Annotated in this window: 17 protein-coding genes; 7 read left to right on the top strand and 10 right to left on the bottom strand. The window is 67.5% G+C overall.

Annotated elements, in window-relative coordinates; translation table 11 throughout:
* Positions 1-249: 249 nt before the first annotated feature.
* From ACIPG5_RS22985 to ACIPG5_RS22950, 8 genes are all read right to left on the bottom strand, one after another.
* Positions 250-1,209 carry a PDR/VanB family oxidoreductase gene (locus ACIPG5_RS22985; protein ID WP_401378385.1) on the bottom strand — a complete coding sequence of 320 codons (960 nt, stop codon included), beginning with the start codon at positions 1,207-1,209 and terminating at the stop codon, positions 250-252.
* Positions 1,206-2,237 (bottom strand): Rieske 2Fe-2S domain-containing protein, encoded by a 1,032-nt coding sequence (locus tag ACIPG5_RS22980; protein WP_401378383.1) that lies wholly within the window; start codon positions 2,235-2,237, stop codon positions 1,206-1,208. The genes ACIPG5_RS22985 and ACIPG5_RS22980 overlap by 4 nt, the downstream gene beginning before the upstream one ends.
* Before the next feature lie 28 nt (positions 2,238-2,265).
* Positions 2,266-3,078, bottom strand: coding sequence for an SDR family NAD(P)-dependent oxidoreductase (locus ACIPG5_RS22975; protein WP_236235766.1), 813 nt, complete (start codon positions 3,076-3,078; stop codon positions 2,266-2,268).
* Positions 3,079-3,093: 15 nt separating this feature from the next.
* Complete coding sequence (locus ACIPG5_RS22970) at positions 3,094-3,510, bottom strand: VOC family protein (protein WP_219824867.1); 417 nt, start codon at positions 3,508-3,510, stop codon at positions 3,094-3,096.
* Positions 3,511-3,536: 26 nt separating this feature from the next.
* On the bottom strand, positions 3,537-4,589 hold the full coding sequence (locus ACIPG5_RS22965) for a C45 family peptidase (protein WP_219824866.1): 1,053 nt from the start codon (positions 4,587-4,589) through the stop codon (positions 3,537-3,539).
* Complete coding sequence (locus tag ACIPG5_RS22960; protein WP_401378380.1) at positions 4,586-5,425, bottom strand: polysaccharide deacetylase; 840 nt, start codon at positions 5,423-5,425, stop codon at positions 4,586-4,588. Before ACIPG5_RS22960 ends, ACIPG5_RS22965 begins: the two co-directional genes overlap by 4 nt.
* Positions 5,426-5,473: 48 nt before the next feature.
* Entirely contained in the window at positions 5,474-6,892 is a 1,419-nt protein-coding gene (locus tag ACIPG5_RS22955) for an APC family permease (protein ID WP_401378378.1), read from the bottom strand.
* Between the two features lie 451 nt (positions 6,893-7,343).
* Positions 7,344-7,811, bottom strand: a complete 468-nt coding sequence (locus ACIPG5_RS22950) for an Lrp/AsnC family transcriptional regulator (RefSeq protein WP_176516391.1) — start codon at positions 7,809-7,811, stop codon at positions 7,344-7,346.
* Between the two features lie 196 nt (positions 7,812-8,007).
* On the opposite strand from ACIPG5_RS22950, the gene ACIPG5_RS22945 reads away from it, so the two are divergent.
* The 4 genes from ACIPG5_RS22945 to ACIPG5_RS22930 all read left to right on the top strand — a co-directional run bounded on the left by ACIPG5_RS22945 (position 8,008) and on the right by ACIPG5_RS22930 (position 12,262).
* Positions 8,008-9,057 (top strand): Rieske 2Fe-2S domain-containing protein, encoded by a 1,050-nt coding sequence (locus tag ACIPG5_RS22945; protein ID WP_401378376.1) that lies wholly within the window; start codon positions 8,008-8,010, stop codon positions 9,055-9,057.
* Between the two features lie 14 nt (positions 9,058-9,071).
* Entirely contained in the window at positions 9,072-10,424 is a 1,353-nt protein-coding gene (locus ACIPG5_RS22940; protein WP_401378375.1) for an FAD-dependent oxidoreductase, read from the top strand.
* A 182-nt stretch (positions 10,425-10,606) separates the two neighbouring features.
* Positions 10,607-11,527 (top strand): LysR family transcriptional regulator, encoded by a 921-nt coding sequence (locus ACIPG5_RS22935; protein WP_401378373.1) that lies wholly within the window; start codon positions 10,607-10,609, stop codon positions 11,525-11,527.
* Between the two features lie 96 nt (positions 11,528-11,623).
* Positions 11,624-12,262: a TetR/AcrR family transcriptional regulator gene (locus ACIPG5_RS22930; protein WP_176516459.1), complete on the top strand. Its 639-nt coding sequence runs from the start codon at positions 11,624-11,626 to the stop codon at positions 12,260-12,262.
* A 6-nt stretch (positions 12,263-12,268) separates the two neighbouring features.
* Here the strand turns inward: ACIPG5_RS22930 and ACIPG5_RS22925 are convergent, their stop codons facing one another.
* Positions 12,269-15,058, bottom strand: coding sequence for an amino acid adenylation domain-containing protein (locus ACIPG5_RS22925; RefSeq protein ID WP_401378372.1), 2,790 nt, complete (start codon positions 15,056-15,058; stop codon positions 12,269-12,271).
* Between the two features lie 104 nt (positions 15,059-15,162).
* Positions 15,163-16,287 (bottom strand): MFS transporter, encoded by a 1,125-nt coding sequence (locus ACIPG5_RS22920; RefSeq protein WP_401378387.1) that lies wholly within the window; start codon positions 16,285-16,287, stop codon positions 15,163-15,165.
* Between the two features lie 325 nt (positions 16,288-16,612).
* Between ACIPG5_RS22920 and mexE the strand changes: the two genes are divergently transcribed.
* The 3 genes from mexE to ACIPG5_RS22905 are packed head-to-tail and all read left to right on the top strand — an operon-like array spanning position 16,613 to position 22,458.
* A complete protein-coding gene (gene mexE / locus ACIPG5_RS22915) occupies positions 16,613-17,854 on the top strand; it encodes a multidrug efflux RND transporter periplasmic adaptor subunit MexE (RefSeq protein WP_176516381.1) in 1,242 nt (413 codons plus the stop codon).
* 12 nt (positions 17,855-17,866) lie between these two features.
* Positions 17,867-21,046, top strand: a complete 3,180-nt coding sequence (locus tag ACIPG5_RS22910; protein ID WP_176516379.1) for an efflux RND transporter permease subunit — start codon at positions 17,867-17,869, stop codon at positions 21,044-21,046.
* Positions 21,043-22,458 carry an efflux transporter outer membrane subunit gene (locus ACIPG5_RS22905; RefSeq protein ID WP_286912312.1) on the top strand — a complete coding sequence of 472 codons (1,416 nt, stop codon included), beginning with the start codon at positions 21,043-21,045 and terminating at the stop codon, positions 22,456-22,458. Before ACIPG5_RS22910 ends, ACIPG5_RS22905 begins: the two co-directional genes overlap by 4 nt.
* Positions 22,459-22,467: the final 9 nt, after the last annotated feature.

Below are 22,467 nucleotides of genomic sequence, written 5' to 3'. Positions count from 1 at the left end.
CCCGCGCGGCGCATCGCGGATAAATCCGCTCCTACATTTGTTGCAACGTGCCTATGCCTGATAGGCCATGGTTGCCAGCCTTGTTTGTACGACGCAATTTCTCGGCGGGCACCAAGAGCGGACAACCATGGCCTGACAGACCGGGGCACGTTGCAACAAATGTAGGAGCGGATTTATCCGCGATGCGCCGCGCGGGCGGCGCGCGATTTCACATCCACCCTCTCACCATCGACCTACACTCCAACCACCCTACAAATCCAGCGTCAACGTCGGTGTCAACGCCCGCGAAACACACAGCATCATCACCTCCCCCCGCGCCCGCTCCGCCTCACTGAGCAACAGGTCGCGGTGCTCCGGCACGCCGTCCAGCACGCGTGTCTCGCACATGCCGCACACGCCCTGCTCGCAGGAAGACGCCACCTCATGCCCCGCTGCCCGCAACGCTGCCATGATGCTGCAGCCCGCAGGCACCTGCACCTGCGCACCGCTGCGGGCCAGGATCACCGTCAGCGCCTCGGCGTCGGCCGCAAGCGGCGCCGGCAGTGGTGCGAAGCGCTCAAGGTGCAGGCGTTGCTGCAAACCCGCCTCGGCAAACCGCGCCGTCAACGCATCCAGCAGCGCCGCCGGGCCGCAGCTGTAGACCTGGCGCCCGGCCCGGGCAGCGGCCACCACCGCGTCCAGGTCAAGCAGCCCGACCTCGTCCATCGGCAGCACCTCCACCCGCCCTGCGCCCATGGCCTGCAGCTCGTCGATGAAGGCCATCGAACGCCGCGAGCGGCCGCCATACAACATCTGCCAATCGGCACCGGCACGCTGGGCCGCCTGCGCCATGGCCATGATCGGCGTGATGCCGATGCCACCGGCGACGAACAGGTAAGCCTCGCCCTCCTGCAGCGCAAAGGCGTTGCGCGGGCCGCGAATCGCCAGTTGCTGGCCCAGGCGCAGGGCCCCGTGCACCTCGCGCGAACCGCCCCGGCCGTTGGCTTCGAGCAGCACGGCAATGCGCAGCACATGGCGCTGCGCCGGGTCGCCGCACAGCGAATACTGGCGCACCCGCCCGCTGGGCAGCAGCAGGTCGATATGCGCCCCCGCCGTCCAGGCCGGCAAGGGTGCGCCATCGGCGGCGCGCAGCTCCAGCGAGACCACGCCCTCGGCCTCCAGCCGCAGGCCGCTGACCTGCACGCTCAGCGCCTGGCCCTGGGCACTCACGGCAACGCCCTCGGCTCGTCCACCAGGCGTACCGGCGCCTGCTGGCCGCGCTCGATGAACTCACGGAAGGCCCGCCGGTAGTTCAAGGTGTACAGGTCCGAGGGCACCGAGTGCTCGACCGCCTTGGCGTCCCAGTCGATCTCGGCCGGGGTGATGGTCGCGGCCACCGGCAGGTCTTCGAGGTACAGCAGCTCCTCGATGCGCAGGCACTCCTGCAGATCGCCGCCCTTGTATCCACGGTCGTTGGCCACCGCCCAGAAGATCTTCACCTGGTCATACGCCACCGGGCACGGGAAGCCGGCCACCACACGCTTGCCCAGGCGCTCGTAGTCATAGGTGATGGCCACAAGGCCCGGGGCGACGATGTGGTAGTGCATCATGCAGTCACCGTCGTTGGCCCATTCGCCCTCGCAAGCCTGCAGCGGGCGGTCCATCCAGATGTCCAGGCCTTCGCGGCGCACGTTCAGCGGTTCGACCACCGGGTTGACGTGGCCCATCATGCCGCGGTGGATGTACGAGAAATGCGCGACGTCGCCGAAGTTTTCCACGGCCACGGCCACCCCGGTGGGCGAGTCCAGCGGCTCAGCAGCCAGCCATTCAAGCGCCAGCTCACGCCACTCGGCCAGGTCATACAGCTCGAACGACGGCGCTTCCAGGGCCGTCCATACGTGCCCGTAGCGCTCCTGGCAGGGGTAGGTGTGCAGCGCCGCGCCCTGGGGAATCTTGCACTGATCCTCCAGCGACGGCACATGGCTGCACTTGCCGCCGTCGCCGGCAAAGCGCCAGCCGTGGTACGGGCAGCCGATGCTGTCGCCATGCACCTCGCCCAGCGAGAGGTCGGCGCCGCGGTGCGGGCAGCGCGCTTGCTGGACCACGGCCTGGCCGGCGGCGGTGCGCCACACCACCAGTTTTTCGCCCAGCAAGGTGGCCGATTGCGGGCTGGCCAGGTCGGCCGAACGGGCCACCGGGAACCATTGGCGGCGCATGGCCTGCTCGGCGCGTTGGCGCTGGGTTGCTTGAGTCGTCATGGGGTTGTCCTCACAGGTTGTGCTTTTGTCAGATGCCGACCACCAGCGCCCCGCCGTTGACGGGGATGGCCTGGCCAGTGATGAAGGCCGCTTCGTCCGAGGCCAGGAAGGCCACCACGGCGGCGATTTCTTCCGGGTGCACCAGGCGGCCGAGGGGGATGGCGGCCTGCTCGGCCGCGATGTACTGCTCGGGCACCATGCGCGTCAGGATCGCCCCCGGGGTGATGGCATTGACCAGGATGCCCTCGCCGACGAACTCCTTGGCCAGGGTCTTCATCAGCCCCAGCTGGGCCGCCTTGCTGACCATGTAGCCGTAGGAGTGGCCATCGGGCACCTGGCCCCATTGCGAGTTGATGAAGATCACCCGCGCCGCCGCGCTGCGGCGCAGGTGCACCAGGGCTGCACGGGTCAGGTACAGCGGCGCGTTGACGTTGATCGCCAGCAGCCGCTCGAAGTTGGCATCGTCGGTGGCTTCAAGGCCGGTCATCGAGTAGATCAGCCCGGCGTTGTGCACCAGGATGTCGAGCCCGCCCAGCTGCTCGGCAACCTGCGCCACACAGTGCTCGGCCAGGGCGCGGTCGGTGATGTCGCAGGCCAGGGCAATCGCCCGGCCGCCCTGCTCGGCAATTTCCGCCGCCGTGGCGCGGGCCACGTCGGCATCGATATCGACCACCGCCACGGCAGCGCCGCGCCGGGCCAGCAGCCGGGCATGGGCGCGGCCGGCGCCACGCCCGGCGCCGGTGACCAGCGCCACGCGGCCATCCAGGGCGCGGGCTTCGGGTGCCAGCGCCAGTACCGAAGCCGGCGCCAGGCGCGCCGGGTTGTTGTGGGTCATGGGCATGCTTGAGCCTCCGGTTCAGACGGTCTTGTGCGGTTCGGTGATGTAGAGCATGTTGCCGTCCGGGTCGAACATCGGCCGGTAGCGGTAGTGGGTGCCGTTGGGGTGCTGCCATTCGATCGGCGCGTCGGTCACCCACTCGACCTTGCCGTGCAGGTAGGCCATGGCCTCATCCAGGCATTCGACTTCGAAGGCGAAGGAGTCCAGCCCCGGCTTGTCGGCAAGGTTTACCGCCGTGCGCCGCACCACCGGCGCCGGGTTGTGGGTGTGGAACAGGTACAGGGTGACATTGCCCATTTCGATCGCCGCCCAGCGTTCTTCGGCGACGTAGGGTAGGAAGAAGCCCAGGCCCAGGGTGCCGTGGTAGAAGTCGACCAGGCGTTGCACGTCGTGGGTGAGGATGTCCATGTTGTCGAGGCGTTTGAGTTGAAGCATGGCGAGGTTTCCTGTGGGTCGAAGGTTTACAGGTGGCGGCACGGGCCGCCCGGCAAGGCGCGCAGGGTGCCGTTGGCGACGTCGAGGGTGATGCTGGCCAGGGTTGCGTACTGCCCTGCTGCCGGCAGCGCCGGGTCCGGGTGGCAGCACAGCGCGCCGGTGCTGCCCAGGTGGCTGTTCAGGGCCTGCAGCAGGTCGCCGGCATCCAGGCCCGGGCGGTTGCCGAGGCGGCGCAGCAACTGGTCGTGGCGCACCAGGGTGTCCGGGTAGCTGCCGGGCTCGGTATCGAAGTCGCGGGCGGGGCTTGAGAGGAAGTGGTTGGTGTGCACCAGCAGGCCATCGGCGCCGGGGAACACCAGGCCGGGGCCGCCGGGGTGGATTTCCACCGACACCGCGCAGCTGGCACGTTCGGCCGCCGCGACCAGGGTCAGTGAACTGGAGGCCGACACCGGCGCCCGCTGGCACAGCTGCAGGGCCTGGTTGATGTCGCTGCAACTGTCGAGAATCCAGCGCGACAGCACATGCACCGGCACGCCGATGTCGGCGCCATCGTCGGCGTGGTGCAGGATGTTGAAGTGCACGCCCAGGCCCCGGTTGTTGACCCCAGGCTTGCCGACGATGCCGTACTCGGTGACGGTGGTGGTCAGGCGGCCATCGCCATGGGGGATCTCCCAGGTCAGCCACTGCTCGGCGAACTCGGCGTACCAGTCCCAGGTCTGCGCGGTGACCGGCGCACCCCAAGGGTCGACCTGGACCACCGTGGAGCATTCGCCGCGCAGGCGCGCCCCGAGCACGGCGAGCACCTCGGTGCGGGCATTGATTGCGCCGATCAGCGCCGGGGCGATGCCGGCGCCCTCGGCGATGCCGAGCATTTCTGCATGCAGCGGCGGCGCGAACAGCGCCACCTGTTCAAGGCAACGGTTGCCCATCGCCTGCAGGTCGAAGGGCGCCTTGGCAACCCGGGCAAACAGCCCCTCATAGGCCTGCACGGTGGCGCGCACCTTGGCGGCGAAGCTTTCGCCGAATTCGCGGCCACGCTCGGCCGGGTGCACGCAGGTGGAGCGGAACACCGTGCTCATGCGCGCACCTGCTGCAGTTGTGGGGCGACCTGGGCGGCCACCTCATCGAGGCGGGCAAACCACACATCGCCATCGCTGGCCATGCGCTCGACCAGGCGCTCGAGTTGCTCGAAGCGTGCCGCCCGGCCAATCACCTCCGGGTGCAGGGTGAAGCTGGTGTGGCGGCCATCCCGGCGCGCCGACTCGTACTCGGCCAGCCAGCCGTCGAACAGCACCCGGGGCGCGGTGAAGTTGCCGCCGTTGTCGATGCTCCAGCCGAACATCGGCCAGTCGTCCAGCGACCAGTGCACCGGCAGTTCGAGGATCGACGCGCCGTTGCAGTGTTCGAAGTACGGGCGGTCGTCGCCCATGCAGCTGGAGTCGTAGGCAAAGCCGTTGGCCAGCACCAGTTCGAAGGTTTCCGGGGTCAGCTCCCAGGACGAGGAGCGATAACCGGCTGGCCTGGGCGCCCCGGCCTTGGCCAGTGCGGCCAGGCCCAGCGCCATCTCGTCGGCTTGCTGGGCGGCACTGACCTTGTCGCTGCGCAGGTGCATATGGCCGTGGTGGCCGATTTCGTGGCCCTCCTTGAGCAGCATCTCCACCAGGTGCGGGTGCTGCTCGGCGGTGTAGCCCGGGACGAAGAAGGTCGCGCAGATCTTGTGCCGGCGCAGCAGTTCGAGAATGCGCGGCACGCCACGGGTCACGCCGAAGCGCCCTTCCGACAGGCTGGTCAGGCGCCGGGCGTAGCTTGGGCTGTCGCCCAGCAGGCCGGCTTCGGCGTCGACGTCGAAGGTCAGGGAAACGGCCACAGGGCTGTTTTTCGGCCAGCACAGGCGGCCGGAGTCATCTGCACGCATCAGGTGCACTCCTCTACGGGGGTTGTCAGCGAAGTTGGGGGTTGCGCGTCAGCGCGGGCTCGCGGCGGCGATGGCCTTGCGCTCCTGCAGCCGGCGCAGGCGGTACAGGGCTTGGGAAATGGCCAGCACGGCGACGGCGATCAGCACTTCCTTGAGGCCGCCGTAGCCGGTGATCGAGGCGCTGGTCACGCCCACCAGCAGGATCACCGCGTCGAAGGCGGCCAGGGCCATGGCGACCGCGACCCAGCCACGGCCCAGGCGAATCGGCCGGGGTTGCTGCGGGCGGTCCAGGCGCAGTGCCACATAACCCGCCACCGCCAGGCAGTGGGCCAGGATGTAGCCGATGTTGCCGGCGACGATCACCGCCAGCGGGTTGCCCACCAGCAGCACCAGGGCCACGTTGATGAACAGCTGCACGGTCACCGCCCGGGCCGGCACACCGGCCTTGTTGAGTTCGCCGAACTGGCGCACGGTCAGGCCATCGAGCGCGCTCTGGTACAGCGCCCGGCCGGCATCGGCGGTGCCCATCACCGACAGCACCAGGATGCCGGCGATCAGCACCCAGGTGACCAGCGCCGCGCCGCCGCCCAGCAGCACCTGGGCCGCCGCCTGCAGGAAGCCGTAGGGCTGCTCGGCCATCACCTGCTCGCCGAGCAGGCCAGCCAGGCCCAAGGGGGCCAGGGTGAACACCAGCAGCAGGATCAGCGCGGCAATGCGCAGGGCCTTGCGGGTGTCGGCCACGGTGTCGCGAAACTCGGGGATGAACGAGGCCGCCGCCTCCACCGCGTAGGCCGACCAGGCCATGATGAACAGCCACGCCAGCACCGTGCGCAGGCCATGCAGGCCGCTGCCGGTGTGCCAGGTGAAGCTGGCGGTGCTCCACACCGGGCTGGTCAGGAAGCTGGTGCCGAACAGCAGCACCGGCACCATCAGCAGCACGCCGGCAACGGTGAGGATGACCATGGTGAAACGCAGCTGGACCATGCTCAGCGCCCAGCTGAACAGTGCCACCCCCAGGGCTATGGCCTGGGGCAGGCCCAGTTGCAGCGGGCCCAGGTCATAGTGGGCGGTGACGTCGGGCCAGAACTGCTGGGACAGGATCTGCGCCACTGCCAGCCCCCAGATGGCCGGTGCGGTGGCCCAGGCGAACCAGTAGGCGTAGGTGGCCAGCGGGCCGAGGCATGGCAGGCGAGCGGACCAGGCCTCGTTGGCATAGAGGGCGATGCCGCCGGACTTGTCGGCGAACATGGCGCCCATTTCCGAATACAGCCAGTTGTGCAGCACCGCCACGGCAGCGATCGACGCCCACAGGGCGATGGCGGCCCAGGCGCCGATGGCGCCGATCGAGTAGCCAAGGCCTACGAACAACGCCGCCGGCAAGCTCAGGGTGATCGCCACCCCGTCCCACCAGCGGATGGATTTAACCAGCTGCGCCGTCGGCGCGGTGCCTGCAATGGCCTGGTGCATCGTCTCGCCCTCTGTTTTTGTTATGGGTCTCGATGAGCAGATCCTACGTCATGATTCTGCGCATGTGTATATTTTTATTTCATATGAGTGCGCATTGCGCAACATGAAAAGATATTTTCTACGCAATGTGCAGTTTCGGGGCGTGGCGCGCCAAGACCGTGCGCGGGGTTCGGCAGGCTCTAGGGCGAAGGTTTGCAGTACGCGGGACGGAGGATTGGCGCAGGGGATGGTGCGAGAATTTCTGCATTGCGCAGGAAAGAAAAGAAATTGTTGCGCATGAAAAGATCGTGCGCATTACCTGTGGGAGCCGGCTTGCCGGCGATGGGGCCCGCACAGCTACCAGTGGAGCCCTGCCCTGGCCTCATCGCCGGCAAGCCGGCTCCCACAGGTAACCTCCCACAGGTACCTTCCACAGAGGGCTTTTCGCAGGGCTAGGTGGCTTGGGCTGCGCTCAGCTTTCGCCTTCAGCGGGCGGCAGGGTGAAGCGGATCTTGTGCACCTTCACCTCCTGCAAGGTCTGCACCTCGCGAACCCCCGGCAGGCTGCGCACTTTCTGCTGCAGGTTCCACAGGCTCTGGTCATCGCGGCACAGCACCTGCACGCAGATGTCCGCCGTGCCCAGGGTGGTGGACAGGTAGCTCACCTCTGTCCAGCGGCCAAGGGTATCGGCGACCCGGTCGTGGTCCTCGGGCGCAACGTTGACGAACAGCAAGGCGAGCTTGGCATGGCCGAGCTTGGACGGGTTGGTGAACGCGAGGATCTGCAGGATGCCCTGGTCCTGCAGGCGCTTGACCCGGGTACGGATGGTCGCTTCCGGCACCGACAGGTTGCGGGCGACCTCACGGAAGGCGCGACGCCCGTCCTCCTGCAATTCGCGGACGATCTCGAAATCCAGTGGGTCGAGGGTGGAAATAGACATGTTCAGCGCTTCCATGGTCGATCGGGATGGCGGGGCACAGGCTAGCAGATTCGGCGGGCCCGCAGGTTGCCCGGGATGGCGCCGGAACATAAGCAGCGGCATATGACCAACATGTGCCCCGCGCCATGGGCAGGCCGCCCGGGCTTCTCTAGCATCGACCTGGCACTCGATGCGATCGATAACAAGGAGAAGCGAAATGCCCGCCACAGCCTGCCCTGCCCCGACCTGGAACCCGATCACCCAGACCAGTTCCTTCACCCCCCACGACCGCGAGATCCTCACCCGCCACTGGCACCCCGTGGCCTTCAGCGCCGACGTGGGCGACAAGCCCTACGCCGTGACCCTGCTGGACGAGCCCATCGTCCTCTACCGCACCGCCGGCAAGCTGAACGCCGCCCGCGACATCTGCAGCCACCGCGGCGCACCGCTGAGCAAGGGCTGGGTGCAGGGCGAGAACATCATCTGCCCTTACCACGGCCTGCACTTCGGCACCGACGGGCGTTGCACCCGCATCCCCTCGGAACCCAACGCCAACCTCACTGAACGCCACCGCATCCAGATGTACGTCACCCGCGAAGACTACGGCATGGTCTGGGTGCTGATGGCCGGCAGCGAAGCGCCCTTCGCGCAAATGCCGTCGTGGCACGACGCGCGCTTCCAGCGCATCCTGCCGCCGTCGATCGACATCGCCGCCTCCGCCGGCCGCCAGGTCGAAGGCTTCATCGACGTGGCACACTTCGCCTGGATCCACCACGACGCCTTCGCCGACCGCGACAACCCGGTGGTGCCCACCTACAAGGCCGAACTCACCCCCCATGGCATGCATGCCGAATACGTCAGCAGCGTCAGCAACTTCCCCAAGCAGCTGCAGCACCGCGCGCCGGCCGGCTTCCAGTGGAAGCGCACGTTCGATGTGTTCGCACCGTTCACCGCGCGCCTGGCGGTCAACTTTCCCGATGCCGAACACCAGCTGGTGATCCTCAACGCGGCCAGCCCGATCTCGGCGCGCAAGACCCGCATGTTCTGCGCCATCACCCGCAACTTCGACCAGCACCTGCCGCTGGACGACGTCTACGCCTTCAACCAGCAGGTGTTCGAGGAAGACCGCGACATCGTCGAACTGTGCCGCCCCGAAGACCTGCCACTGGACCTGTCGCTGGAGATCCACATCCCCGCCGACCGTTCCTCCACGGCCTATCGCCGTGCCTTGAGCGCATTGGGCCTGGGCCGCGCCTTCACCAGCTGACGGGAGTCGCCAACATGTACAAATGGGAATGTCTGGTGTGCGGCTTCTTCTACGACGAAGCCGTGGGCAGGCCGGAAGACGGCATCGCCGCCGGTACCCGCTGGGAAGATGTGCCGCAGGACTGGTACTGCCCGGAGTGCGGCGTGGGCAAGGCCGACTTCGACATGGTGCGCTTGCCGCAGGAGGCCCAAGCGCCACTTGCCAGCGCGGTCGAGCCGGTGGTGATCCTCGGCTCAGGGCTGGCCGGCTACACCGTGGCGCGTGAGTTGCGCAAACTCGACAGCGTTACCCCCATCGTGATCGTCACCCGCGATGGCCGTGAGTTCTACTCCAAGCCGGCGCTGTCCAATGCCTGCCAGAGCGGGCGCCTGCCCGACCAGCTGGTGAGCAGCGATGCCGCGCAGATGGCTGCGCAGCTGGGCGCCACGGTGCTCACCCACACCAGCGTGGAGCGCATCGACGTCGACGCCCAGTGCGTGTACCTCGCCGGCAAGGCGCAGCGCTACCGCGCCCTGGTGCTGGCACTGGGCGCCGACCCGCGGCGCCCGACGCTGCAAGGCGATGGGGCCGATGCGCTGATCACGGTCAACGACCTGGACGATTACCGGCACCTGCGCCAGCAGATCGGCCAGGTCAGCCGCATCGCCATCCTCGGCGGCGGGCTGATCGGCTGCGAGTTCGCCAACGACCTGCGCCACGCGGGGCACGAGATCACCGTCGTCGACCGCGCCACCTGGCCGCTGAGCCGCCTGCTGCCGGAGCAAGCCGGCGAAGAGATGGCCAACGCCCTGCAATCGATCGGCGTGCGCCTGGCGCTGGGCAATGGCCCGGTCGCCGTGCACCGCCGCGCCAGCGGCCTTGAGCTGCAACTGGCCGATGGCGGCACGCTGGAGGTGGACTACGTGCTCAGTGCCATCGGCCTGCAGCCGCGCGTGGAGCTGGCGCGCACCGCCGGCATCGCGGTCGAGGGCGGCATCGTCACCGATGCCCAGCTGCGCACCAGTGCCAGCCAGGTGTATGCCCTGGGCGACTGCGTGCAGGTGCATGGCCTGCTGCTGCCCTACGTGATGCCGATCATGCTGCAGGCACGGGCGCTGGCGCAGACCCTGGCTGGGCAACCGACGTCGGTCGCCTACCCCGCCATGCCGGTCACCATCAAGACCAGCGTGCTGCCGACGGTGGTCGCCTCACCGCTGGATGACCAGGGGCTGTGGTCGACCGAACTGCTCAGCCGCTGCAGCAAAGGCATCGCCGCCATCCGCTCGCTCTACCACGGCCCCGACCGCCGCGTGCAGGGGTTTGTGCTGATGGGCGAGGCGACCCAGCAGAAGGCCGAACTGCTGAGCATGCTGCCAGCCTGGAGGTGACAACCCGATCGGGCTTGCGGTATATATTTTTCTATATATCGAAACCACCCTCTGCTGTGGGAGCCGGCTTGCCGGCGATGAGGCCAGACCTGGCAAACCGCCGATTCGCGCCCTATCGCCGGCAAGCCGGCTCCCACAGGGACCGCGCACTGGCCTGGTTTTTGCCGTGCTGGAGAACTGCCGTGCCCAAGCCCACCCCCAACTGCGATGCCCAGCTGCTGCGCACGCTGTACACCCTGCTCACCGAAGGCAGCGTTTCACGCAGCGCCGAACGCCTCGGGCAAAGCCAGCCGGCCGTCAGCGTGGCGCTGCGGCGCCTGCGCGAGATGACCGGCGACCCGCTGCTGGTGCGCAGCGGCAGCCGCATGTTGCTGACCAGCCATGCCCAGACTCTGATCGACCCGGTGCGCCAGGCCCTGGCCGGGATCGACCAGGTGCTGCACCCGATCGACCGCTTCGACCCCGCCACCAGCCGCCAGCACTTTCGCATCAGCACGCCGGACTACCTGAGCGTGTTCTTCGTCCCCGCCATCATCGAGCGCTTCCACGCCCAGGCGCCGTGCGCCACCCTGGAGCTGACCCACCTGCAGGCCGAAGGCGGCTACGAGCGCGGGCTCGAAGACGGCTCGCTGGACCTGGTGATCGGCAACTGGCAACGCCCGGCGCAGCACTTGCACCTGCAATCGTTGTGCGACGACGACCTGGTCTGCCTGCTGCGCGAGGGCCACCCGATCGCGCCCGGCAGCCTTGACCGCGAGGCCTACAGCCAGGCCGACCACCTCGATGTGCTGACCCACACCGCCGGCGGCCATGGCACCATCGGCACCGAGCTGGCCAAGGCCGGCCTGCTGCGCCGGGTGACCACCACCCTGCCGTACTTCTGCCTGGCGCCCTACACGCTGGTCAGGTCCGACCTGGTGTTCACCACCACCCGCGCCTTCGCCCGGCACTACGCCGAGCTCCTGCCGCTGCGTATCGAGCCCTTGCCCGCGGCCACCAAGCCCTTGCGCTACTACCAGCTGTGGCATGCCCGCAAGCACCGGGCGCAGGCGTCCCGCTGGCTGCGCAGCCTGGTGCTGGCCAGCGCCAACGCCATCGCCTGACGCGCCACAGGCTTTTGTCAGGCGAGCGTACACCTACGCTGTATATTTTTGTATATTGCGACTTTACCCGCTTCAGGGAAGCCTGCCGTGTACATCATGCCGTTCGAACTGCCGCGAGAAATGCCCAAGGCTGGCGAGGAGCCCCTGGCCGAACCCGTGCGCAGTACCATCCTCAATGCCGCCAGCGAAGCATTCGCCCAACAGGGCTATGCCGCCACCAAGCTCTCGGCCATCGCCGCCCTGGCCTGCCTGCCCAGGTCCAACGTGCTCTACTACTTCAAATCCAAGGCCAACATCTACAGCCAGGTGCTGGAGGACATCGCGCCCCGCTACCTGGACGCCTGCGCGCCCTTCCAGCAGGGCGACCAACCGCTGGAGGCGCTGAGCCGCACGGTCACGTCCATGATCGGACTGTTCGAAGGCCGCCCGTTCGCCTCCAAAGTGCTGTTGCAGGAACTCAAGGAGGGGGGCCGGCGCATCCCCGGCGACTTTCTCGAACGCTGGGCCAGCCAGGCCCGGGACAATACCGCGCAGATCCGCCAGTGGATCGGCAGCGGGCAGCTGGCGCCAGTGAACCCGGAGCACGTGCTGCCCTCGGTGTGGGCCATCGCGCAAGCCTGCATCAACCGCTGCTGGCATGCCCCCGGCGGTAGCGAGCAGCGCATCGACTACCACGCGGCCACGGCATCCTCGGTGCGTTTGCTGCTCAATGGCCTGGCGCCGGGCAACCGCTGAGCGCGTTCAGGCGGCAGGTTCCAGGGCATCTGCGGGGCGCTTGCGGCGGTTCCAGCGCTCCAGCATCAGGCGCAACGCCAGGTTCCAGCAATACGCAACCAGCACGCCGCCGACAATCGCCAGGGCCACGGCAAACAGCGGCTGGTCGCTGATACGCCGGGCCACGGACTGGAACTGATAATGGGTCAGGTAGATGAACAGGGTCGACGACGCGATCAGCGCCCCGCCCCGTGCAATCGCCCCAGGCACCGGCACCGAGCGGCACCAGATCAGCGCCAGCACCGCCGGCAAGGCGATGTCGATGTGCACCCCGCTGAGCCACATGTCCCAGCCGTAGCCGGCGATGGTCACCAGCTCCAGCTCGCCGACCACCACCACCGCCACCGCGCTGGCCAGCCATTTGCGCGGCGCCGTGTCGGCATATTGCACAGCCATGCCCAGCACCATGGCCGCCAGGTAGTGCTGGGGCACGCGGTTGTACAGCGCGGTGGCGTCGAACACCCAGCGGCTCAGCGCCAGGTCCGCCAGCACCAGCGCGCCGGCGGCCAGCAGCAGATGGCGGAACGGGTCGGCCATGATCAGCAGGCGCACCGGCCTGATCGACAGCACCAGGCCGATGATCAGCACCATCTGCACCAGCACCTCGATGTACCAATAGCTGAAGTGGCCGACCGTTTCGGCGGGGAACCAGTTGGAGATCAGCAGCAAGGATTGCCAGTGCAGCCGGTCGAACACGCACTGCACCAATGCGGTGTACAGCAGGGTCGGCAGCGCGATGGCGAGCATCGACTTGATAAGCGAGCGCGCATCGCCGCGATCGTTGATGGCCTTGACCTGAAAGCGCGCCAGCCCCAGCCCCGACACCAGAAACAGCGCGGTGGTCTCGCCCATGATCATGCCTTTGCCCAGCACGCCCAGGTGCCCCATGACGATCAGCAAGATCGACAGCATGCGCATCAACACCGGCATTTCCATGGCCCGCAATGCGTGCCTGGGCGCCTTGCCCGTGGCCGCCAGCGCCGCCAGGGCCTTCACCGGCAGCGACTCCCAGCGCGGCGGCAGTTGCCCGATCCGCGCTTCGAGCGCCGTCGAGGCCTGGACGAACGACAGCGAATCGCCGCCCAGCTCGACGAAGCTCAGGTTGGCATCGATGTGCGGCACCTGGAGTATCTGCGCCCAGTCGTCTGCCAGCTGCTGCGCGAGCGGGGTCAGGGTGTCAGCGCTGTTGCTCGGGGCGTCCTGTGGCGGCGGCAATGCGCGCCGGTCGATCTTGCCGTTGGGGGTCAGCGGTATTGCATCGAGGAACACGAACTGCGCCGGCACCATGTAGTCCGGCAATTGCGCGGCGAGCGCTTCGCGCAGGTACCCGGCGGCTACCGCCGACCGCGCTACGCAATAGGCCACCAGCTTTGGCGCCGCGCCTTCGGTGTTGGCCACCACCACGCATTGCGTGATTGGCGAAAGCCCGGCGAGCACATTTTCGATTTCGGCAAGCTCGATGCGATGGCCGCGAATCTTCACCTGGCAGTCGCCGCGGCCTAGGAAGGTGGCGCTTCCGTCCGCCAGGTAAGTGCCCAGATCGCCTGTGCGGTAACAGGTATCACCGGGCTCACCGGTGAGCGGATTGACCACGAATTTTTCCGCAGTCAGCGCCGGATCACGCCAGTAACCCAGGGACAGGTACGGGCTGCGAATCAGGATCTCGCCCACCTCGCCTTCGCCGGCCAGTTGACGCTGGTCGTTCAGCACCAGCACCTGGGCGCTGTCGATCCCTTTGCCCAGGGGTATCGCGCCCTGGCCCGGCTGCGGGTCGAGTTGATGGAAGACCATCGCCTGGGGCGTTTCCGTGGTGCCGTAGAAGTTCACGCTGGTGGCAGCCGGGGCAATCGCCCGCATGCTCTGGTACAGCGCAGGGCTCAAGGCATCGCCGCCCCAGAACAACCAGCGTAATGCGCCCAACGACTGCTGGTTGAGGTCCGCGCCAGTGGCAATCAGCTTGCCCAAGGGAGGCGTCAGGTGAATGGCCGTGATGCCGTGCTGCTGTATCCAGGCTGCCAGTTGCGCGGGGTGCGTCAGGGTTGCCTGGGCCGGGCAAAAGACCGTCGCGCCAATCGACAAGGGCGTGAGGATATCCCGGTACACCGGGTCGTGCCCCAGGCCCGACAGCAGTGAAAAGCGATCCTGCCTGGTGAAGCCGTGGCGGCGCACGTGCCAGTCGATGAAATGCACCAGCGGCGCATGGTTGGCCACCACGCCCTTGGGCGTACCGGTGCTGCCGGAGGTGAAGGTGATATAGGCAGGCGCACGCGGGTCGATTTCGGGCAATGCCCCTGGCTGCTCGGGAAACTGCAGCAAGACCTCGGCGGGCGTGTCCGGCACGCTGATCAGCCGCGCCGGGCAGCGCCCTGGCGGGGTGAATCGCGCTTCACCGCAGCACAGGATGAACGCAGGCTCCAGGCTCTCGAGCAACTGCGCGATACGCGCGGGCGGGTAAGCCACATCGACCACGCTGAACGGCAAGCCGGCGCGCAGCGCAGCGAGCATGGCATACACCAGCCCGGCACCGCGGCTGCAAACGATCAGCACCCGCTCGCCTTTGCTGGCGGCGCCTTCTAGTAGGCAGCTGGCGATGCCCTGGCTGATGGCCTGCAACTGCCCATAACTGCAGCACATGCCCGGGCCAATGATCGCCGGCGCCTCAGGCGAGCGCTGGGCCTGCTGCACAAAGTCGCTGAAAATCGGCCGGTCGGCACGGTATTCCAGGCACAGCCTCGGGTTCGGGCGCGGGTCCTGCATGGCGTATCTCGGCGGCTGCGGGTGGCGGCTGAATGCTTCAAACGCTAGTGCACACGCGGCCTGCGCGCCAATGCAGGTGGTCGCCAGCCTCTGCCACGAGGCTTTCAGCGCAGGCTGGCGCGCACCTTGCGCATCACCGCCAGCACCAGGCCGACATTGGCCAGCGCCAGCAGGCACAGGGTCCCCAGCACGCCCATCGCGCCAAAGTGCTCGAACAGGTAGCCGCCCACCAATGGCGTCAGGGCCTGGCCGATCAACGAGGGCCGCGACATGCGCCCCATCAGCAGCACGTACTGCGCCGGCGGCATCATCGCCAGCGGCAGCAAGCCCCGCACGATCGCCCGCAAGCCATTGCCGCAGCCGAACACCAGCAGGCCCACGGCCGTGGCTGCCGGCACCAGCGTCACCAGCAGCAGGCCGACCAGCACCAGGCTCACCCAGGCCAGCGCCGTCCAGATCGGGTGGCGCTTGCCCGCCAGGATCTGCAGCACCCGCGAGGCCACCTGGCTGGGGCCGAGCATCGCCGCCAGGCCGATCGCCGCCGGCAGCGAATGGCCCAGGCCCTGGAGCACCGCCACCAGTTGCACGGCGATGGCCGTCATGATGATTGCGCCGATGGCGAACAGGCTGGTCAGCAGCAGGTAGAGCGAGCGCTCGACCTCGGGCGCATCGGCGTTCTGCTGCTGCCGGCGTACCTCCACCCGCCCACCCGCCGGCAGCACCCGCCAGTACAGCGGCGCCACCACCACGATCAGCAGCAGCGCGTAGCACACGCAGGTGACCCGCCAGCCCAGGTGCTCGATGGCCAGCGCAACGAGCGGCCAGGACAAGGTCGAGGCGAAACCGGCGATCAGGGTGATGCCGGTGATGGCCTTGCCGGCGCCCTCCCCGTACAGCCCGCCGAGGGTGGCGAAGAGGGCTTCGTAGAGCCCCATGGCCATGCCCACGCCGATCACCGCCCAGGCCAGCAGGAACAGCGCCAGGTTGTGGCTGGCCGCCATGATCAGCAGGCCCACGGCAACCACCGCGCCGCTGGCGGCCATTTGCGGGCGGCCGCCGTAGCGCGCGGTCAGGCGGCTGCTCAAGGGGGCCAGCAGGGCCGAGACCATCAGGCTCAGCGACAGGGCGCCGTAGACCCATTGGCTGGGCCAGCCGGTGTCGCGGCTGATGGGGTCGGCCATGACGGCCATGAGGAAGAACGAACCGCCCCAGACCAGGATCTGCAGCACGCCCAGGGCGACGATGGCGAGGGGGCTGGGGAATTTTGCGGTGGGGGTCACGGGGGCGGCCTTAGGTCACTTGGGGTGTCTGTGCCGGCCCTTTCGCGGGGCAAGCCCGCTCCCAAAGGTTCAGCTCAGCCTGAAGGGGTGGAGAAACCTGTGGGAGCCGGCTTGCCGGCGATCGGGCCCAGGCAGGCACCCTACCATGCCCGCCATCGATGAAATATGCCGACATATCATTGCCCGTGATAATAACCTTCGCTGCGTTCGATTCGTGCGTCACGCGCAAGACACTCACACTCCGCCCACTACTAATATCTTGGCGGAGTTCTCCATGGACCACTCACTCAAACCCTTGCGCTTCCCCCTCGCTGCCTTGGCAGTGGTGGTGCTCAGCGCTTGCGGCCGAACCCCAGACGCTGTGCAGGCTCCCGCCGCGCCAAAGGTCAGCGTGGCCAAGGTGATCGAGCAGCCGATCAATGAATGGGACGAGTTCACCGGCCGCCTCGAAGCCCCGGAAACCGTCGAAGTGCGCCCGCGGGTCTCCGGCCAGATCGACCTGGTGGGCTTCACCGAAGGCGCCCAGGTCAAGAAAGGCGACCTGCTGTTCCAGATCGACCCGCGCCCGTTCCAGGCTGAAGTGCGCCGCCTCGAAGCCCAGCTGCAACAAGCCAAGGCCACCGCCGTGCGCAGCGCCAACGAAGCCCGCCGTGGCGAGCGCCTGCGCGACAGCAACGCGATCTCCGCCGAGCTTGCCGAGTCGCGCAGCAGCGCCGCCGCCGAGGCCCGTGCCGGGGTCGATGCGATCCAGGCGCAGCTCGACCTGGCCCGCCTGAACCTCAGCTTCACCCGCGTCACCTCGCCCATCAGCGGCCGTGTCAGCCGCGCCGAGTACACCGCCGGCAACATCGTCAGCGCCGATGTCACGCCGCTGACCAGCGTGGTTTCCACCGACAAGGTCTACGCCTACTTCGACGCCGACGAGCGCGTGTACCTCAAGTACACCCAGCTGGCGCGCGACGGCCAGCGTGGCCAGAGCACCCCGGTGTACCTGGGCCTGACCAGCGAAACCGGCAACCCGCACCTGGGCCAGATGAACTTCGTCGACAACCAGGTCAACCCGCGCACCGGCACCATCCGTGGCCGCGCCGTGTTCGACAACCGCGACGGCCAGTTCACCCCCGGCCTGTACGCGCGCCTGAAACTGGTCGGCAGCGCCCAGTACGACGCCATGCTGATCAACGATGAAGCGGTCGGCACCGACCTTGGCAAGAAGTTCGTGCTGGTGATGGACAAGGACAACAAGGCGACCTACCGCGCCGTGGAACTGGGGCCGAAACTCGAAGGCCTGCGCATCGTGCGCAGTGGCCTGGCCAAGGACGACCGCATCGTGGTCAAGGGCCTGCAGCGGGTTCGCCCAGGCTCGCCGGTGACGCCGGAAGAAACGCCGATGGCCAGCGAACAGACCCTCGCCGCGCTTGCCCAGCAGCGCCAGGCCCTGGAAGCCAGCAACAGCGCGCAGAACGTAGCGGGCTCCACTGAGAAAGTCGCCAGCGCCCAGGCGCCACGCGGTTAAGGGATCACACCGATGAACTTTTCGAAATTCTTCATTACCCGGCCGATCTTCGCCGCCGTGCTGTCGCTGGTGCTGCTGATCGCTGGCTCGATCTCGCTGTTCCAGCTGCCGATCAGCGAATACCCGGAAGTCGTGCCGCCCACCGTGGTGGTGCGCGCCAACTTCCCCGGCGCCAACCCCAAGGTCATCGGCGAAACCGTCGCCGCGCCCCTGGAGCAGGCCATCACCGGGGTCGAGAACATGCTCTACATGTCCTCGCAGTCCACTGCCGACGGCAAGCTGACCCTGACCATCACCTTCGCCCTGGGCACTGACCTGGACAACGCGCAGGTGCAGGTGCAGAACCGCGTCACCCGCACCCAGCCCAAGCTGCCCGAAGAAGTGACGCGCATCGGTATCACCGTCGACAAGGCCTCGCCCGACCTGACCATGGTCGTGCACCTGACCTCGCCGGACAACCGCTACGACATGCTCTACCTGTCCAACTACGCCATCCTCAACATCAAGGATGAGCTGGCGCGCCTGGGCGGCGTGGGCGATGTGCAGCTGTTCGGCATGGGCGACTACTCGCTGCGCGTGTGGCTCGACCCGAACAAGACCGCTTCGCGCAACCTCACCGCCAGTGACGTGGTCGCCGCCATTCGCGAGCAGAACCGCCAGGTTGCCGCCGGCCAGCTGGGCGCCCCGCCCGCCCCGGGTTCGACCAGCTTCCAGCTGTCGATCAACACCCAGGGCCGCCTGGTCAACGAGGAAGAGTTCGAGAACATCATCATCCGTGCCGGTGCCGATGGCGAAATCACCCGCCTCAAGGACATCGCCCGGGTCGAGCTGGGCTCCAGCCAGTACGCCCTGCGTTCGCTGCTGAACAACCAGCCGGCGGTCGCCATCCCGATCTTCCAGCGCCCAGGCTCCAATGCCATCGAGATCTCCGACGAAGTGCGGGCGAAGATGGCCGAGCTGAAGAAGGACTTCCCTGAAGGGATGGACTACAGCATCGTCTACGACCCGACCATCTTCGTGCGCGGCTCCATCGAAGCGGTGGTGCACACCTTGTTCGAAGCCCTGGTGCTGGTGGTGCTGGTGGTGATCCTGTTCCTGCAGACCTGGCGCGCCTCGATCATCCCGCTGCTGGCGGTGCCGGTGTCGCTGATCGGTACCTTTGCGGTGATGCACCTGTTCGGCTTCTCGCTCAACGCGCTGTCGCTGTTCGGGCTGGTACTGGCCATCGGTATCGTGGTGGACGACGCCATCGTCGTGGTGGAGAACGTCGAGCGCAACATCGGGCTAGGCCTGAAGCCGCTGGAGGCCACGCAAAAGGCCATGAGCGAGGTGACCGGGCCGATCATCGCCACGGCGCTGGTGCTGTGCGCCGTGTTCGTGCCGGCGGCGTTCATTTCCGGCCTGACCGGGCAGTTCTACAAGCAGTTCGCCCTGACCATCGCCATCTCCACCGTGATCTCGGCGTTCAACTCGCTGACCCTGTCGCCGGCCCTGGCTGCCGTGCTGCTCAAGGACCACCATGCGCCCAAGGACCGTTTCTCGCGGTTCCTCGACAAGCTGCTGGGCAGCTGGCTGTTCGCCCCGTTCAACCGCTTCTTCGACCGTGCCAGCCACCGTTATGTGGGCGGCGTGCGCCGGGTCATCCGCTCCAGCGGCATTGCCCTGTTCGTCTATGCCGGGCTGATGGGCCTGACCTACCTGGGCTTCTCGTCCACCCCGACCGGTTTCGTGCCGGCCCAGGACAAGCAGTACCTGGTGGCCTTCGCCCAGCTGCCTGACGCGGCCAGCCTCGACCGTACCGAGGCGGTGATCAAGCGCATGAGCGAAATTGCCCTGAAGCAGCCTGGCGTTGCCGACTCGGTGGCCTTCCCGGGCCTGTCGATCAACGGCTTCACCAACAGCCCCAACAGCGGCATCGTGTTCACCCCGCTCAAGCCGTTCGACGAACGCAAGGACCCGAGCCAGTCGGCTGCCGCCATTGCCGCCGCGCTCAATGCCCAGTTCGCCGACATCCAGGACGCCTACATCGCGATCTTCCCACCGCCGCCGGTACAGGGCCTGGGCACCATCGGCGGCTTCCGCCTGCAGATCGAGGACCGCGGCAACCTGGGCTACGAAGCGCTGTACAAGGAAACCCAGAACATCATCGCCAAGAGCCACAACGTGCCGGAGCTGGCGGGCCTGTTCACCAGCTATCAGGTCAACGTGCCGCAGGTCGATGCCGCCATCGACCGGGAGAAAGCCAAGACCCACGGCGTGGCCATCACCGATATCTTCGACACCCTGCAGGTCTACCTGGGCTCGCTGTACACCAACGACTTCAACCGCTTTGGCCGCACCTACCAGGTCAACGTCCAGGCCGAGCAGCAGTTCCGCCTCGATGCCGAGCAGATCGGCCAGCTGAAGGTGCGCAACAACCAGGGCGAGATGATCCCGCTGGCGACCTTCCTCAAGGTCAGCGACACCTCCGGGCCTGACCGGGTGATGCACTACAACGGCTTCATCACCGCGGAAATCAATGGCGCGGCGGCACCGGGCTACAGCTCCGGGCAGGCCGAGGCGGCCATCGAGAAACTGCTCAAGGAGGAACTGCCCAACGGCATGACCTTCGAATGGACCGACCTGACCTACCAGCAGATCCTCTCCGGCAACACCGCCCTGCTGGTGTTCCCGCTCTGCGTGCTGCTGGCGTTCCTGGTGCTGGCGGCCCAGTACGAGAGCTGGAGCCTGCCGCTGGCGGTGATCCTGATCGTGCCGATGACCCTGCTGTCGGCCATTACCGGGGTGATCGTCTCCGGTGGCGACAACAACATCTTCACCCAGATCGGCCTGATCGTGCTGGTGGGCCTGGCGTGCAAGAACGCGATCCTGATCGTCGAGTTCGCCAAGGACGAGCAAGCCAAGGGCCTCGACCCGCTGGCTGCGGTGCTGGAAGCCTGCCGCCTGCGCCTGCGGCCGATCCTGATGACCTCGATCGCCTTCATCATGGGTGTGGTACCGCTGGTGTTCTCCTCCGGTGCAGGCTCTGAAATGCGCCATGCCATGGGTGTGGCGGTGTTCTCGGGGATGATCGGCGTGACCGTGTTCGGGCTGTTCCTGACCCCTGTGTTCTTCTTCCTGATCCGCCGTTTCGTCGAACGTCGCCAGGCCCGCAAGGCCGAACGCGTTCAATCGCTGGAGAGCCATGCATGAACCTGCTCAAACCCCTGACCCCGAGCCTGCTGGCCCTGGCCTTGGCGGCCTGTGCGGTGGGCCCTGACTACCAGGCGCCGGCCACCGAGCCTGCCCAGGTGGACACCGCGCTGCAGGCCAAGGCCTTCGACCGCAGCCGCTTCGAGAGCGTGTGGTGGAAGCAGTTCGACGACCCGGTACTGAACCAGCTGGTGCAGGCATCGCTGGAGGGCAACCGCGACCTGCGCGTGGCCTTTGCCCGGCTCAAGTCGGCGCGGGCGATCCGCGATGACGCCGCCAACGACCAGCTGCCGGTGGTCACCAGCCGCGCCAGCAGCGAGATCGGCAAGGGCCAGGTCCCGGGCCAGACCGACCAGCGGGTCAACAGCGAGCGCTACGACCTGGGCCTGGACATGGCCTGGGAGCTCGACCTGTTCGGCCGCATCCAGCGCCAGATCGAAGCCAGCGACGCCCAGGCGGCGGCGGCCCAGGCTGACCTTCAGCAGCTGCAGGTGAGCCTGATCGCCGAGCTGGTCGATGCCTACGGCCAACTGCGCGGGGCGCAGTTGCGCGAGAAGATCGCCGTGGCCAACCTCAAGACCCAGCAAGAGTCGCGCACCATCACCGTGACCCTACGCGATGCCGGGGTCGGCAACGAACTCGACGTGGTGCGCGCCGATGCGCGCCTGGCCGGGGTCGAAGCCACCGTGCCGCAACTGCAGGCCGAACAGGCGCGGGCGCGCCACCGCATCGCCACCCTGCTCGGCCAGCGCCCGGACGCGCTGAGCGTGGACCTTTCGCCCAAGGCCCTGCCGGCAATTGCCAAGGCCCTGCCGGTGGGCGACCCCGGCGAGCTGCTACGCCGCCGCCCGGACATCCGCAGCGCCGAGCGCCAGCTGGCAGCGGCCACCGCCAACGTTGGCGTGGCCACCGCCGACCTGTTCCCGCGGGTGAGCCTCAGCGGCTTCCTCGGCTTTACCGCCGCACGCGGCTCGCAGATCGGCTCCTCGGCCGCCAATGCCTGGGCCCTCGGCCCGAGCATCACCTGGGCAGCCTTCGACCTGGGCAGCGTGCGCGCCCGCCTGCGCGGCGCCAAGGCCGATGCCGAAGGGGCGCTGGCCAACTATGAACAGCAGGTGCTGCTGGCCCTGGAAGAATCGGCCAACGCCTTCAGCGACTACGACAAGACCCAGCAGCGGCTGTTGTCGCTGATGCGCCAGAGCGACGCCAGCCGCAAGGCCGCGGAGCTGGCCTCGGTGCGCTACCGCGAAGGCACGGTGGACTACCTGGTGCTGCTCGATGCCGAACGCGAACGCCTGAGCGCCGAAGACGCCCAGGCGGTGGGTGAAGTGGAGCTGTATCGCGGCATCGTGTCGATCTACAAGGCACTGGGTGGCGGCTGGCAGCCCGAGACGGTCGCCAGCGTGCGCTGAGACTTGAAT

Origin of the sequence: Pseudomonas sp. NPDC087029 (assembly GCF_044745345.1) — a bacterium.
Taxonomy (GTDB): Bacteria; Pseudomonadota; Gammaproteobacteria; order Pseudomonadales; family Pseudomonadaceae; genus Aquipseudomonas; species Aquipseudomonas faucium.
Note: the sequence above shows the minus strand (reverse complement) of the source record. Positions and strands in the feature narration are given on the sequence as shown.

Excerpts from the sequence above, each read along its gene's own strand:
- ACIPG5_RS22975 (WP_236235766.1), bottom strand. The coding sequence starts at position 3,078 with ATGCCCATGACCCACAACAACCCGGCGCGCCTGGCGCCGGCTTCGGTA.
- ACIPG5_RS22955 (WP_401378378.1), bottom strand. The coding sequence starts at position 6,892 with ATGCACCAGGCCATTGCAGGCACCGCGCCGACGGCGCAGCTGGTTAAA.
- mexE (WP_176516381.1), top strand. The coding sequence starts at position 16,613 with ATGGACCACTCACTCAAACCCTTGCGCTTCCCCCTCGCTGCCTTGGCA.
- ACIPG5_RS22925 (WP_401378372.1), bottom strand. The coding sequence starts at position 15,058 with ATGCAGGACCCGCGCCCGAACCCGAGGCTGTGCCTGGAATACCGTGCC.
- ACIPG5_RS22945 (WP_401378376.1), top strand. The coding sequence starts at position 8,008 with ATGCCCGCCACAGCCTGCCCTGCCCCGACCTGGAACCCGATCACCCAG.
- ACIPG5_RS22950 (WP_176516391.1), bottom strand. The coding sequence starts at position 7,811 with ATGTCTATTTCCACCCTCGACCCACTGGATTTCGAGATCGTCCGCGAA.
- ACIPG5_RS22960 (WP_401378380.1), bottom strand. The coding sequence starts at position 5,425 with ATGCGTGCAGATGACTCCGGCCGCCTGTGCTGGCCGAAAAACAGCCCT.
- ACIPG5_RS22980 (WP_401378383.1), bottom strand. The coding sequence starts at position 2,237 with ATGACGACTCAAGCAACCCAGCGCCAACGCGCCGAGCAGGCCATGCGC.
- ACIPG5_RS22965 (WP_219824866.1), bottom strand. The coding sequence starts at position 4,589 with ATGAGCACGGTGTTCCGCTCCACCTGCGTGCACCCGGCCGAGCGTGGC.
- ACIPG5_RS22970 (WP_219824867.1), bottom strand. The coding sequence starts at position 3,510 with ATGCTTCAACTCAAACGCCTCGACAACATGGACATCCTCACCCACGAC.
- ACIPG5_RS22910 (WP_176516379.1), top strand. The coding sequence starts at position 17,867 with ATGAACTTTTCGAAATTCTTCATTACCCGGCCGATCTTCGCCGCCGTG.
- ACIPG5_RS22940 (WP_401378375.1), top strand. The coding sequence starts at position 9,072 with ATGTACAAATGGGAATGTCTGGTGTGCGGCTTCTTCTACGACGAAGCC.
- ACIPG5_RS22930 (WP_176516459.1), top strand. The coding sequence starts at position 11,624 with ATGCCGTTCGAACTGCCGCGAGAAATGCCCAAGGCTGGCGAGGAGCCC.
- ACIPG5_RS22905 (WP_286912312.1), top strand. The coding sequence starts at position 21,043 with ATGAACCTGCTCAAACCCCTGACCCCGAGCCTGCTGGCCCTGGCCTTG.